Raw genomic sequence first — 12,983 nt, forward strand, 5'->3', positions numbered from 1 at the left:
TGTGATGTCAGCCAGAGGCAATCACGGTTCTGGCCAGGTGCCGTTTCTATTTTGATAAGTGAGTGATGATGAAGCAGGTCGATGTGGTGGTGATCGGGGCCGGTGCGGCCGGATTGATGTGTGCGGCTCAGGCGGGCTACCGTGGCCGCTCCGTGCTGGTGCTCGACAATGCCAAGAAGCCGGGCCGCAAGATCCTCATCAGTGGCGGTGGCCGCTGCAACTTCACCAACCATCAGGCGGGCGCTCACGCCTACCTGTCGGAGAATCCCCACTTCAGCAAGTCGGCGCTGGCCCGCTACACCCAGCAGGATTTCATCGATCTGGTGGATCGCCACGGGGTCAACTATCACGAGCGCACCCTGGGGCAGCTGTTCTGTCTCGAGAGCGCCAAGGATATCGTCGATGTGCTGCTCATCGAGTGTGACTGGGCCGGGGTGACCCTGCAGTTCCAGACCGAGATCCTCACCGTCAGCAAGCAGGACGAGGGCTTTCTGCTGACCACCAGCAAGGGTGAGATCGGCTGCCACTCGCTGGTGGTGGCGACTGGCGGTCTCTCCATGCCCAAGCTGGGCGCGACCCCGTATGGCTTCAAGCTGGCGGAGCAGTTCGGTCTCAAGGTGCTGCCGACCCGCGCCGGTCTGGTGCCCTTTACCCTCCATCAGGCCGAGAAAGAGGCCTTCGCCGATCTGGCGGGCATCAGCCTGCCGGTGGTGGTGACCGCCGAGGATGGCACCCGCTTCAAGGAGGCGATGCTGTTCACTCATCGTGGCCTCTCCGGCCCCGTTATCCTGCAGATCTCCTCCTACTGGCATGCCGGCGAGAAGATCCACATCAACCTGCTGCCGGAGCTGGATATTCCGGCCGCCCTGCACGAGTGGGCGCAGGCTCACCCGGCGCAGGAGCTGAAAACCGTGCTGGGGCGCGAGCTGCCCAAGCGCTTCGTCGACAAGCTGGTGGAGCTGGGCCAGCTGGTCAGCAAGCCGATGCGCCAATACAACGAGCGTGAACTGGAAGCGGTGGCCAACCTGCTGGGTGACTGGCAGATCCTGCCCAACGGCACCGAGGGGTATCGCACCGCCGAAGTGACCCTGGGCGGCGTCGATACCAACGAGCTCTCCTCCAAGACCATGGAGGCACGCAAGGTGCCCGGCCTCTACTTCATCGGTGAAGTGGTGGATGTGACCGGCTGGCTCGGTGGCTACAACTTCCAGTGGGCCTGGTCCTCCGGCTGGGTGGCCGGTCAGTACTGTTGATGTCACAGGGGCTGGTTTATCCGGCCCCGATTTATTGGTCAGGGTTATGGTGATCGGTCGGGTTGCCGCAAGGGGGCGCAGATGCTTGAGAATCAGATGATGTTGTTGGCGGTGTTCGAGCGGGCGGCGCTGATGCTGATGACCCTCTTCTTCCTGACCCGCACCCGGCCGTTCCAGCGGCTGTTCCAGAAGCGGGATCACACCCCGGCCGAGCTGGTGCTGGTGGCCTCCATCTTCTGTCTGTTTGCGGTGTTCAGCACCTACACCGGCATTCCGGTGGAGGGGGCGCTGATCAACGTGCGGATCATCGCCATCATCTCCGGCGGCATCCTGTTCGGCCCCTGGGTCGGCATTCCGGCCGGGGTCATCTCCGGCCTGCACCGCTATCTCATCGATATGGACGGTCATACCTCTATCCCGTGTCTCATCGCCAGCATCATCGCCGGCCTGCTCGCCACCTGGCTGCACCTGCGCTGCCGCAAGTCGCGGCTCTGGCTCTACGGCATTCTGGCGGGGATGCTGTGCGAAGGGCTGACCATGCTGCTGATCTGGCTGCTGACCGAGCCCCACGAAGTCGGGGTGGAGATCGTTAACCACATCGCCTATCCGATGATCGCCGGGGCGCTCTGCATCGGCCTCATCATCAAGCTGGTGCAGGATCTGGATGACGAGAAGGAGTTGATTGCTGCCAAGCAGGCCAAGCTGGCGCTGGATATCGCCAACAAGACGCTGCCCTTCTTCCAGAACATCGATCGCCACTCCCTCAGTCAGGTGTGCGATGTGATCCGGCGCGACATCAGCGCCGATGCGGTGGCCATCACCGATACCCATGACGTGCTGGCCTATGTCGGGGTGGGCAAGGACTATTACGAGCTGGACGAGCACCACGCCATCAGCGGCATGACCCAGCAGGCGGTGCTGCTCGACCAGATCATCATCAACAACGATCTGCGCCAGTATCACCTCTCTGATTTCCACTCGGTCATCATTATTCCACTGCGGGAAAACGGCTCGGTGAGCGGCACCCTCAAGATCTACTACCGCCGCACCCACAGCATCACCAGCTCGCTGCGGGAGATGGCGGTGGGCCTCTCCCAGCTCATCTCCACCCAGATGGAGGTGTCGCGCATCGAGCAGCTCAAGGAGATGACCCGCAAGGCGGAGTTCACCGCCCTGCAGAGCAAGATCAACCCGCACTTCCTGTTCAATGCCCTCAACGCCATCTCGTCGCTGATCCGCATCCGGCCCCAACAGGCGCGCCAGCTGATCGCCAATCTGGCGGACTACCTGCGCTACAACCTCAACAAGGGGGATGAGCTTATCGACATTCAGGAGGAGCTGCAGCAGGTGCGCGACTACGTGGCCATCGAGCAGGCCCGCTTTGGCGACAAGCTGGAGGTGGTGTTCGAGGTGGACGATGTGCACATTCAGGTGCCGAGCCTGCTGTTGCAGCCGCTGGTGGAAAACGCCATCCTGCACGGCATCCAGCCCCGCAGCGCTCCGGGTCGGGTCACTATCGAGGTGAAACAGCTGGCGGGCGGCATCCGGGTATCGGTGCGGGACACCGGTTACGGCATCAGTCAGGCTGTAATCGACGGGGTCGCCGCCGGTCGGGTGGAGAGCCGCAGCATCGGCCTGATGAACGTGCATCAGCGGGTCAAGCTGCTTTATGGCGACGGCCTGCATCTCAAGCGGCTGGAACCGGGTACCGAGGTGAGTTTCTATCTGCCGGATCAGGAGTCGATGCCATGCTGAGAGCCATCATGGTTGAGGATAAGTGTGTGCCGCGAGAGGTGTTGTCATGCTGAAAGCGATCATTGTGGAAGACGAGTATCTGGCCCGTGAAGAGCTGGCCTATCTGGTGGGGCAGCACAGCCAGATCGAGATAGTGGCGAGCTTCGAAGATGGGCTGGAGGCGTTCAAATACCTGCAGGATCACGAGGTGGATGTGGTGTTTCTGGATATCCAGATCCCCTCCATCGATGGCCTGCTGCTGGCCAAGAACCTGCACAAGTCGAGCCATCCGCCCCACATTGTCTTCGTCACCGCCTACAAGGAGTTTGCGGTGGAAGCGTTCGAGCTGGAGGCGTTCGACTACATCCTCAAGCCCTACAACGAGCCCCGCATCATCAATCTGCTGCAAAAGCTCGAGCATGCGGGCAAGTCGCAGCCAGCCTCCACGGGGGAGGCGAGCGGTGAGGGGAGCAGCCCCCACAATCGCACCGTCAATCTGGTGAAGGGGGAGCGCATCATCGTCACCCCCTGCGAGCAGATCTACTACGCGGAAGCCGACGAGAAGCTTACCTATGTCTACACCCGTGATGACCGCTACGTGATGACCATGACCATCAGCGAGTTTGTCAGCCGGTTGCCTGCCGAGGGGTTCTTCCGTTGCCACCGCTCCTACTGCGTCAACATCAACAAAATCCGCGAAATAGTCCCCTGGTTTAACAGCACCTATCTCATCCGGCTCCATGATCTGCCGTTCGAAGTGCCGGTCAGTCGCAGCAACATCAAGGCGTTCCGTCAGCTGATGCGGCTCTGATTGTCATTCATTCCCGCCGATCTGCATTTCATGCCTTAATCGATCGGCGCGAGCTGCGTCTTGCCTATAGTGGCCTCAATTTCCTTAAGGCCATCGACCGAGACGCATCATGACCATCGATCTGAATCGCACCCGGTACCTGACACTGATCGGTACCATCATCACCCAGTTTGCACTGGGTTCTGTCTATACCTGGAGCCTGTTCAACGCCCAGCTCTCCGACAAGCTGGACGAGCCGGTGAGTCAGGTCGCATTCGCCTTTGGCCTGCTCAGCTTGTCGCTGGCGGTCGCCTCCTCCATGGCGGGCAAGCTGCAGGAGCGATTCGGGGTGCGCAACGTGACCCTGGGTGCCGGCGTGCTGCTCGGCATCGGCTTCTTCCTCACCGCCCACGCCAGCAATCTGGCGATGCTCTATCTCTGCGCGGGCATTCTGGTCGGTTTTGCCGACGGCACCGGCTACCTGATGACTCTCTCCAACTGTGTGAAGTGGTTCCCGGAGCGCAAGGGGCTGATCTCCGCCTGCTCCATCGGTGCCTATGGCCTCGGCAGTCTCGGTTTCAAATACATCAACCTGCTGCTGCTCTCCAGCTCCGGCCTTGAGACCACCTTCCAGCTGTGGGGCTTGATTGCGATGTCCATGGTGCTGGTGGGCGGTATGCTGATGAAGGATGCGCCCAAGCAGGCAGCTTCCGTACAGCAGAGTGAGAGCCGTGACTTCACTCTGGCCGAGGCGATGCGCAAGCCGCAGTACTGGATGCTGGCGCTGATGTTCCTCACCGCCTGCATGAGCGGCCTCTACGTCATCGGCGTGGCCAAGGATATCGGCGAGAAGATGGTGGGTCTGCCAGCCGTGGTCGCCGCCAATGCCGTCGCCATCATCGCCATGGCCAACCTGGGTGGCCGTCTGGTGCTGGGTATCCTCTCTGACAAGATGTCCCGCATCCGGGTCATCACCATCGCTCAGCTGATTACCCTGGCGGGCATGGCGCTGCTGCTGTTCGTGCCGCTCAATGCCAACCTGTTCTTCGTGGCGGTCGCCTGTGTGGCGTTCAGCTTCGGCGGCACCATCACCGTCTACCCCTCGCTGGTGAGCGACTTCTTCGGTCTCAACAACCTGACCAAGAACTACGGCGTCATCTATCTGGGCTTTGGTCTGGGCAGCATCATCGGCTCTATCGTGGCCTCCCTGTCTGGCGGCTTTATGGCGACCTTCCACCTGATCCTGGTGTTGCTGGTGGTGGCGCTGGTGCTCTCCCTCACCATTCGCCTGCCGGCACCGGTAGCGGTCGAGCGGGCCTGACAAGCCTCCCTGCCACCGCAAGCAAAAACAGAGACCCGGGCCATGCCCGGGTCTTTGCATTTCCGATGGTCGATCAGCGCGGCGCTAGCCCCAGCAGCTGGCGGGCCTGACGGCAGCTCTCTTCCACCGTTGACCAGTTGTCACCGGTTACCGTGATATGGCCCATCTTGCGGCCGGGGCGGGGCTCGCCCTTGCCATAGAGGTGCAGATGCAGGCCGGGCCGCGCCAGCAGGGTGGCCCAGTCGGGCGTGCCGTTTTGCCAGAGATCCCCCAGCAGGTTGATTAACAGGGCGGGACGCACGACGATCTGCTCTGGCAGCGGCAGATCGCACAGGGCCCGCACCTGCAACTCGAACTGGCTGCATGCGGCGTTGTCGAGGCTGGGGTGACCCGAGTTGTGGGGGCGGGGCGCCAGCTCGTTGACCAGCAGGCGGCCTTCCACCAGAAAGAACTCCACCGTCAGTACTCCCACGTAATCGAGGGCGGCGATCAGTCGCTCAGCGATTCCTTTGGCTTCGTTCTCCAGCGTTGGCACGTTGGCCGGGGAGCGGGTCTGATCGAGGATGCCGCCGCTGTGCCAGTTCTGTACCAGCGGCAGGGTGCTGATGGCGCCGTTCGGGCTGCGCGCCAGGGTCAGGGCAAACTCCCCCTCCAGTGCCAGCCGTTTTTCCAGCACGCAGGGCACGCCACTGGCTGCTAGCGCCGTCGCCAGCTCATCCAGATTACTCACTTGCCACTGCCCCTTGCCGTCGTACCCTTCGCGGGCAGTTTTGAGAATGGCGGGCAAGAGTTCGCTGGCCTGTGCGGGGATGGGCTCTTCCGGCAGTAGCGCCAGATAGGGGGCGATCGGGATGTTTGCTCTGCGCAGAAAGGCTTTCTCTTCACGGCGATCCTGACAGATGCGCACCGCGCTGGCGCCCGGGCGTACCGGCTTTTGTTGTTCGAGCAGCGCGAGGGTGGCGGCGGGCACGTTCTCGAACTCGCAGGTAATGGCTTCGCAGCGGCTGGCCAACTCGACCAGTGCCCCAGTGTCGTCATAGGGGGCGACAATATGGTGATCGGCGGCGGCACCGGCGATGCTGGCCGGGTCGGGATCCAGCACCACCACCTTGTAGCCGAGGCGGTGGGCGGCCATCACAAAGTAGCGGCCAAGCTGGCCGCCCCCCAGCATGCCGAGGGTGGCGGGTGGCACAATCATGTCGGCTCCCCCAGCGTGAGGGCCAGCACCCGGTCGCGCTCGCGGGTGCGGAAGTCGTCGAGCTGCTGCCGGTAGCGGGGGGCGTCGTCATCCCGGGCGACCGAGAGCAGGGAGACCGCGAACAGGGCGGCGTTGGCGGCCCCCGCCTCGCCGATGGCGAAGGTGGCGACCGGCACCCCCTTGGGCATCTGCACGATGGAGAGCAGGGAGTCCATCCCCTTGAGATGGCGAGAGGGGATAGGCACCCCCAGCACCGGCAGGGTGGTCTTGGCGGCGACCATACCCGGCAGGTGAGCGGCGCCACCGGCTCCGGCGATGATGGCGCGCAGGCCGCGCGCGCGGGCAGTGGCGGCATACTCGAACAGCAGATCCGGGGTGCGATGGGCCGAGACTACCTGCGCCTCGTAAGGCACGCCGTGCTCCTTGAGGATGCGGGCGGCAGCCTGCAGCACGGGCCAGTCGGAGTCGGAGCCCATTACCAGGCCGATCAGGGGAGGGGTGTTCATGTGTATTGGTTCCTTGCTGTTAAACGTTTGCTTTTGGTAAGCAAAAAGAGCCGGCAAGCCGGCTCAGAATTTCTCGGGTCGCACGATTTCGACCGGTTGCAGAAAGGCGATCATGGCGTAATCGGGGTAGTAGCGACTCTGCAGGTGGGCCAGCAGCCGCTCCGCCTGCTCCCGGCTGCAGATCGCCTCCAGCCGGATATTGCCGCTCTCGCTCCAGCTGGCGTTGCGTTCGCCATGATCCCCCCGGCCGCGGGCATCCGTGATGGTGTAGCCGCGCAGCCCCTCGCGGGTGAGGGTGCGCAGCAGGGTCGGCTCCAGATTGGCTTCCGTGATGACGGTCAGCAGGGTGCGGGTCTCGGTCTGCATGTGGCTACTCCGTGAAGTGGCGGGCCCAGCTGTGGTAGAGCGGGATCCCCAGCATGATGTTGAACGGGAAGGTGACCCCCAGCACTGCGCTGAGGGACAGCCCCGGGTTGGCCTGAGGCACGGCGATACGCATGGTGGCTGGCACGGCAATATAGGAGGCGCTGGCCGCCAGGGTGGCCAGCAGGGTCAGGCCGCCGAGAGAGAGGCCCATCAGCTGGCCAGCTGCCAATCCCAGTCCCGCGGAAGCGAGCGGCATCAACAGGGCGAAGCCGAGCAGGAACAGGCCGTGGTGGCGCAGATCCTGACACTGACGGGCGACGATCAGGCCCATCTCCAGCAGGAACAGCGCCAGCGCACCCTTGAACAGGTCGACAAACAGCGGTTTGAGCGGAGCAATTCTATCCGGCCCGGCCAGATAGCCGATGGCCATGCCGCCCAGCAGCAGGGTGACCCCTTTGCCGAGGAAGGTCTCGTGGGCCAGCATGCGCCAGCGGGTCTCGCGACTGATGCCGCGGGCCAGCACTATGCCTACCAGAATGGCCGGGATCTCCATCACCGCGAGGAAGATGGAGAGCTGGGATTCAAAGCTGATGCCCCGCTCGGTGAGCCGGTTCACCCCGACCGCAAAGGTGGCGACGCTGACCGAACCATAGTGGGCGGCGGTGGCAGCGGCATCGATCCGGTTCATCTTGAGGCGCAGAACGGCAAAGCCGAGCAGGGTCTGCACCACGCCGAGCAGGATCACCAGCGCCAGTTGCGGCAGCAGAGGCTGCAGGGATTGCTGGGCCAGACCGATGCCGCCCTTGAGGCCTATGGCCAGCAGCAAAAAGAGGGATAGGGTATCGTAGAGGGCAGGCGGCAGTTTGAGCTCGGAGCGCACCAGACCGGCCAGCAGACCAAACAGAAAGAAGAGTACAACAACGTCCAGCATGATGGTTCGCAGGGCAGTTCAGATAATGGTTGCATGCTAGAGCCCGCAATGTTTCGATAAAATCAGATTCTCGCTGATGGTTGTTCGGTAAAAACTGATAGGGAACGGCATGCTCAACTACAAACAGCTCTACTACTTCTGGCATGTGGCGCGCAGTGGCAGCGTGACGCAGGCCGCCGAACAGCTGCATCTCACGCCGCAGACCATCAGCGGTCAGGTTGCAGAGCTGGAGCAGTCCCTCGGGGTGGCGCTGTTCAACCGGGTGGGGCGGCGTCTGGTGCTGACTGCCGCCGGACGGCAGGCGCAGGAGCAGGCGGGGGCGATTTTCTCGCTCGGCGCCGAGCTGGAGCACACCCTGCGCCACGCCAGTCAGGAGCTGACCATGCAGGTGGGGATCGCCGACTCGGTACCCCGTACCCTGGCGTTCGAGCTGCTGGCTCCCGCCATGGCGCTGGCGACCCCGCTGCGGCTGGTGTGTCACGAGGAGCGGGCCGAGCAGCTGTTCAGCGAGCTGGCCCGTCACAAGCTGGATATGGTGCTGATCGATCGCCCGCTTCCCCCCGACAGTGGCGTGCGCGGCTACAACCACGAGCTGGGGCGCAGCCCGCTGGCGCTGTTTGCCAGCCCCGAGCTGGCTGCCCGGGCGCGGCAGGGTTTTCCTGCCTCCCTCGAAGGGCTGCCGCTGCTGATCCCGGGGGAGAAGTCGGCGACCCATGACAGCCTGCTGGCCTGGTATCGGCAGCAAGGCATTCATCCCCATCTGGTCGGTCAGTTCGATGACTCCACCCTGATGAAGTCATTCGGCAAGGCGGGGATGGGGATCTTTCCGGCGCCGCTGGCCATGGCCGACGAGATCGCGCGACTCTACGGTGTCGAACGCATTGCAACCCTGACCGAGGTGACGCTCTCCTACTATCTGGTGTCGGCCGGTCGTCACCTCTCCCATCCCGGCGTACAGGCGGTGATGGAGGGAGCGAAGCAGCGGTTGGCTGCACTGGCTGGCAAGAAATAGAAATCTGGATGGCTATACATCCACCTCCGCCCTGCCTATAATCCCTGCGCTTTGGCGCATCATGCTTAATAGGGAATCCGGTGAAAATCCGGAGCTGGCGCGCAGCGGTAAGGGGGAACGAAGCGACATCAGGGCACTGCCGTCAGGCGGGAAGCCGTCGCCGTAGGCTATCAGCCCCCGAGCCCGAAGACCTGCCAGAGTTCGTATTTCGGGCCGAGAGAAACCGGCCACGAAGTAGATACTTACGCGAACTTAAGGATCTCTCATGTCGAAGAAATTTCTGGCGGCTGCCCTGTTGCCGACGGCGGCGTTTGCCCAGCAGCTGACCATCCCCGTCAATCCCACCATGGTGGTGACCGCTACCCGCGTCGCCCAACCTGCCTCCAGCGTGCTTGCCCCGGTCAATGTGGTGACCCGGGACGAGATCGATCGCCTGCAAGCCCAGACCGTGACCGATGTGGTCAAGACCCTGCCCGGTGTGGAAGTGGTCAGCAATGGTGGCCGAGGCCAGCTTAGCTCGCTGCGGGTGCGTGGTGGCACCTCCTCCCAGACACTGGTACTGGTGGACGGGGTGCGCAGTGCCTCTTTGACCGCCGGTATGACCGAACTGAATAACCTGCCGCTCAATCAGGTCGAGCGGATCGAGTATATCCGCGGCCCGCGCGCCACCATCTACGGCTCCGACGCCATCGGCGGGGTGATCAACATCATTACCCGTCCCGACAAGGGGACAAATCAGCACAAGTTCAATATCGGTGCTGGTTCCCATCAACAGCGTCAGGCCGCTTTCAGTAGTGCCAGCCAGGTAGGTGAGGCGGGTCAGCTCAAGGTGGCTGGCGGTTTTGATGATGAAGAGGGTTACAACGTACACCCCTTGCCCGGCATCAACGATGGTGACCGTCATGGGCATCAGGGCTACAACGCCATGCTGGACTACCAGCAGGCGCTCGGCAGCAATTGGGATCTGTTCGGTACAACCCGCTGGTTCCGCAATGTCGCCCAGTACGACCGCTCTTCTGCGGCTTCCGCCTGGGGGCCTGCCACCCATCAGCGCAACGAGACCTGGACTGAAAACCAGAGCTATCAGCTGGGGTCGCGCTATCACGACGATCGCTATCTGAGTGAGTTGCGTGGCGCCTTCTCCAAACAGGATGCGTACGACTATCAGGACAACAGTGGCCGCGATCAGGCCAATAACCGGACCTACACCCGCCAGTACAGCCTGAACTGGGTCAACAGCCTCAAGCTGAACGAGCTGTGGACGCTCGGCGGCGGTGCTGACTGGCAGCGCGACATGCTGGACGATCGCTCCCGCTCCTCCGGCGCCACGTATCCAGCCGACGCCAAAGAGCGCGACAACACTGGTCTCTATGCCCTTGCCCAGTTTGACAACCAGACCTGGCAGGGCGAGCTGAGCGGCCGTAGCGACGACAACGAGCAGTTTGGCCGTCACAACACCTGGCAGACCGGCGCAGGCTGGCGCTTTGTCGAGGATTACCGCCTGAGTGCCCGCTACGGCACCGGTTTCCGCGCCCCCTCCTTTAACGACCTCTACTATCCGGGCTCTGGCAATCCCAACCTGATGCCGGAAGAGTCGAAGAGCAGCGAGCTGATGCTGGACGGTCAAACCGCTGGCGTGGAGTGGCGAGCCACCGGTTATCGCAACGACTTCGAACAGATGATCCAGTGGGCACCCAACAGTCAGGGTATGTGGACACCACAGAACGTTGGCAAGGCGCGAATTGAAGGGATCGAGCTGGAAGGGGAGTTTGATACCGGCTGGGTGAGTCATTGGGTCTCTGCCGAATACAAGGATCCCAAAGACAAGGTAAGCGACAAGCAGTTGCAGCTGATCTCCCGCAAAGGGGCCAAGTGGGTGACGCAGGCGCAGTGGCAGCAGCTTGATGGTTCATTGAGCTGGATCTATCAGGGTGAGCGCTATGGCGATGTGGCCAACACCACAACACTTGGTGGCTACAGCGTGTGGAATCTGGCGGTCGGCTACAAGGTCACTCCGGCGCTCAAGGTATCTGGCAAGATCAACAACCTGCTTGATAAGGAGTATCAGACTGCGGTGGGTTATCCGGCCGATGAGCGCGCTTACTACGTGACGATGGATTACTCACTCTAAGCCGGAGCCGGCCAAGCGGAAAAATCAGGGGCCCTGCCATTGGCAGGGCCTTTTCTATTGGCGGCAGGCGGGAGTATGATCGCCGCCTTGCACCAAAGGGGAGCTCAAGTGGCCAATATTCTCGTGTTTGATTCCGGTATGGGTGGCCTGACCATCTACCGCGAGATCCGCCGCGTTCTGCCGGCACACAACTATTTCTACTGCTTCGACAACGCCAACTTCCCCTATGGTGAATTGAGCGAGCCCGCCCTGATTGCTGCCTGCACCCGCTTGGTGACCACCATGGTGGCCCGTCATCATATAGATCTGGTGGTGATTGCCTGCAACACGGCCAGCACCATAGCGCTGCCAGCCCTGCGTGAGGCATTGGATATTCCCGTGGTGGGGGTGGTGCCAGCCATCAAGCCCGCAGCTGCTCAGACTCGCAACGGTTGTATCGGTCTGCTGGCCACTCCAGGCACCGTCAGCCGCGACTATACCCACGAACTGATCGCCCAGTTTGCTCCCGGCAAGCGGGTGCTGCTCAAAGGCACCACCGAGCTGGTCATAGAAGCCGAACACAAGCTGGCGGGCCTACCGGTCAATATGGCGCTACTGCGCGAGGTATTGGCCGATTGGCTGGAAGGGGAAGAGAAGCCGGATACGCTGGTGCTTGGTTGCACTCACTTCCCGCTACTCAATGAAGAGATTGGGCAACTGATGCCGCAATGTCAGCTTATTGACTCGGGCAGTGCCGTTGCCAAACGGGTGGCCTGGTTGCTGAACAATGGCGGGCATGCCATCGTGCAGCCTGTACATATAGAAGAGGTAATTGCCAGGGCTTACTGTACCCGGCTGGATGGGGAGGCTCAAAAACTGACAGCCCCCTTGCAAGCATGGGGGCTGTCATCACTGGAAGAGGTGAAGTACTGACGAGCGGTTAGGCGTCAGTTTCGCTACCTTCTCTTTCCTCTTTATCACGTTTGTCATTCGCTTCACGCACCTTGAGGGTGCGCTGCTGATACTCTTTGTCATTCAAAGCGGCAATCGCCTTGGCGGCATCGGCGGCGGGCATCTCCACGAAACCGAAACCTCTGCGCTTGCCGGTTGCCTTGTCCTTCATCAACCGTACGGAAATGACCTGGCCCTGTTCGGCAAACAATTCGCGCACTGCAATCTCATTGGCGCGATAGGGCAGGTTGCCTACATATAAGGTGCAAGTCTCCTGATTGGCGATCGACTCGGCGACATTAGCCGGGGTTCGCTTCAGGAACAGCGGTACCACGAAACCGCCAATGGCCAGACCTGCTGCAAAAATCACTTCCGCTTTCAAAGAGAACTGCAGGGCCTGGGCAACCAGGTAGCCAACCACTGCCAATACCAGAGCAAGGATTGCGGCCTGCATATATACGGGAAACTTGGATAAATTCATCTTAAAAGACCTTTTGTAAATGAAAGCAAAAAAGGTGCAACACTATATTCACCTCCATGGTAACCAGCTTTCCTGATTGGCGCTACCATGGACCACTCGGGAGAGGTTATCGGCTCCAGTATGGCATTCCCAAGGTCACTGAAGGCGACATAAATGACGCTAAAATGGGAGTGAAATAACCGGATTGTGGATAACATTGTATATATACACTGAATAAGCTGTTTCTAATTGAATAATTTGAAATTTTCGTGATTTTCTTCAAAAAAAGTCTTGTCATCGCAGTGCCGCTCCCTATAATGCGCCCCTACCAGCACGGCGGAACACGCCGAA

Annotated in this window: 12 protein-coding genes and 1 riboswitch; of the genes, 7 read left to right on the plus strand and 5 right to left on the minus strand. The window is 61.4% G+C overall.

Features of this window, described 5'->3' with window-relative positions; translation table 11 throughout:
- Positions 1-68 precede the first annotated feature (68 nt).
- From VF684_RS14885 to VF684_RS14900, 4 genes are all read left to right on the plus strand, one after another.
- Complete coding sequence (locus tag VF684_RS14885) at positions 69-1,253, plus strand: NAD(P)/FAD-dependent oxidoreductase (RefSeq protein WP_162516116.1); 1,185 nt, start codon at positions 69-71, stop codon at positions 1,251-1,253.
- Between the two features lie 81 nt (positions 1,254-1,334).
- On the plus strand, positions 1,335-3,008 hold the full coding sequence (locus VF684_RS14890) for a sensor histidine kinase (RefSeq protein WP_160880862.1): 1,674 nt from the start codon (positions 1,335-1,337) through the stop codon (positions 3,006-3,008).
- Positions 3,009-3,054: 46 nt separating this feature from the next.
- Positions 3,055-3,798, plus strand: coding sequence for a LytR/AlgR family response regulator transcription factor (locus VF684_RS14895; RefSeq protein ID WP_201998727.1), 744 nt, complete (start codon positions 3,055-3,057; stop codon positions 3,796-3,798).
- A 109-nt stretch (positions 3,799-3,907) separates the two neighbouring features.
- Positions 3,908-5,098 carry an L-lactate MFS transporter gene (locus VF684_RS14900; protein ID WP_440174325.1) on the plus strand — a complete coding sequence of 397 codons (1,191 nt, stop codon included), beginning with the start codon at positions 3,908-3,910 and terminating at the stop codon, positions 5,096-5,098.
- A 73-nt stretch (positions 5,099-5,171) separates the two neighbouring features.
- Here the strand turns inward: VF684_RS14900 and VF684_RS14905 are convergent, their stop codons facing one another.
- The 4 genes from VF684_RS14905 to VF684_RS14920 form a co-directional block, all read right to left on the minus strand.
- Positions 5,172-6,296 (minus strand): 5-(carboxyamino)imidazole ribonucleotide synthase, encoded by a 1,125-nt coding sequence (locus tag VF684_RS14905; protein ID WP_201998729.1) that lies wholly within the window; start codon positions 6,294-6,296, stop codon positions 5,172-5,174.
- Positions 6,293-6,802 carry a 5-(carboxyamino)imidazole ribonucleotide mutase gene (purE, locus tag VF684_RS14910; protein WP_201998731.1) on the minus strand — a complete coding sequence of 170 codons (510 nt, stop codon included), beginning with the start codon at positions 6,800-6,802 and terminating at the stop codon, positions 6,293-6,295. Before purE ends, VF684_RS14905 begins: the two co-directional genes overlap by 4 nt.
- 63 nt (positions 6,803-6,865) lie before the next feature.
- The gene (locus VF684_RS14915) at positions 6,866-7,168 is read right to left on the minus strand and encodes a P-II family nitrogen regulator (protein ID WP_005321666.1); all 303 of its coding nucleotides are present in this window, start codon (positions 7,166-7,168) and stop codon (positions 6,866-6,868) included.
- Positions 7,169-7,172: 4 nt separating this feature from the next.
- Positions 7,173-8,099, minus strand: coding sequence for a sodium-dependent bicarbonate transport family permease (locus VF684_RS14920; protein WP_440174326.1), 927 nt, complete (start codon positions 8,097-8,099; stop codon positions 7,173-7,175).
- 109 nt (positions 8,100-8,208) lie between these two features.
- Between VF684_RS14920 and VF684_RS14925 the strand changes: the two genes are divergently transcribed.
- From VF684_RS14925 to murI, 3 genes are all read left to right on the plus strand, one after another.
- The gene (locus tag VF684_RS14925; protein WP_201998734.1) at positions 8,209-9,111 is read left to right on the plus strand and encodes a LysR family transcriptional regulator; all 903 of its coding nucleotides are present in this window, start codon (positions 8,209-8,211) and stop codon (positions 9,109-9,111) included.
- 35 nt (positions 9,112-9,146) lie between these two features.
- Positions 9,147-9,324: riboswitch (cobalamin riboswitch) on the plus strand.
- A 52-nt stretch (positions 9,325-9,376) separates the two neighbouring features.
- Positions 9,377-11,242: a TonB-dependent receptor domain-containing protein gene (locus VF684_RS14930; RefSeq protein WP_139440362.1), complete on the plus strand. Its 1,866-nt coding sequence runs from the start codon at positions 9,377-9,379 to the stop codon at positions 11,240-11,242.
- Between the two features lie 108 nt (positions 11,243-11,350).
- Entirely contained in the window at positions 11,351-12,154 is an 804-nt protein-coding gene (gene murI / locus VF684_RS14935) for a glutamate racemase (protein ID WP_103252018.1), read from the plus strand.
- A 7-nt stretch (positions 12,155-12,161) separates the two neighbouring features.
- Here murI and VF684_RS14940 read toward each other — a convergent pair whose 3' ends face one another.
- Positions 12,162-12,653: an RNA recognition motif domain-containing protein gene (locus tag VF684_RS14940; protein WP_005339200.1), complete on the minus strand. Its 492-nt coding sequence runs from the start codon at positions 12,651-12,653 to the stop codon at positions 12,162-12,164.
- Between the last annotated feature and the right edge of the window lie 330 nt (positions 12,654-12,983).

This window comes from Aeromonas sp. Lyrl_2 (genome assembly GCF_051948815.1).
Lineage (GTDB): Bacteria > Pseudomonadota > Gammaproteobacteria > Enterobacterales > Aeromonadaceae > Aeromonas > Aeromonas veronii.

Bases quoted from the DNA above. Each gene is read 5' to 3' on its own strand.
- VF684_RS14905 (WP_201998729.1), bottom strand. From the start codon at position 6,296: ATGATTGTGCCACCCGCCACCCTCGGCATGCTGGGGGGCGGCCAGCTT.
- VF684_RS14900 (WP_440174325.1), top strand. From the start codon at position 3,908: ATGACCATCGATCTGAATCGCACCCGGTACCTGACACTGATCGGTACC.
- purE (WP_201998731.1), bottom strand. From the start codon at position 6,802: ATGAACACCCCTCCCCTGATCGGCCTGGTAATGGGCTCCGACTCCGAC.
- VF684_RS14885 (WP_162516116.1), top strand. From the start codon at position 69: ATGAAGCAGGTCGATGTGGTGGTGATCGGGGCCGGTGCGGCCGGATTG.
- VF684_RS14890 (WP_160880862.1), top strand. From the start codon at position 1,335: ATGCTTGAGAATCAGATGATGTTGTTGGCGGTGTTCGAGCGGGCGGCG.
- VF684_RS14920 (WP_440174326.1), bottom strand. From the start codon at position 8,099: ATGCTGGACGTTGTTGTACTCTTCTTTCTGTTTGGTCTGCTGGCCGGT.
- VF684_RS14940 (WP_005339200.1), bottom strand. From the start codon at position 12,653: ATGAATTTATCCAAGTTTCCCGTATATATGCAGGCCGCAATCCTTGCT.
- VF684_RS14930 (WP_139440362.1), top strand. From the start codon at position 9,377: ATGTCGAAGAAATTTCTGGCGGCTGCCCTGTTGCCGACGGCGGCGTTT.
- VF684_RS14925 (WP_201998734.1), top strand. From the start codon at position 8,209: ATGCTCAACTACAAACAGCTCTACTACTTCTGGCATGTGGCGCGCAGT.
- VF684_RS14895 (WP_201998727.1), top strand. From the start codon at position 3,055: ATGCTGAAAGCGATCATTGTGGAAGACGAGTATCTGGCCCGTGAAGAG.
- VF684_RS14915 (WP_005321666.1), bottom strand. From the start codon at position 7,168: ATGCAGACCGAGACCCGCACCCTGCTGACCGTCATCACGGAAGCCAAT.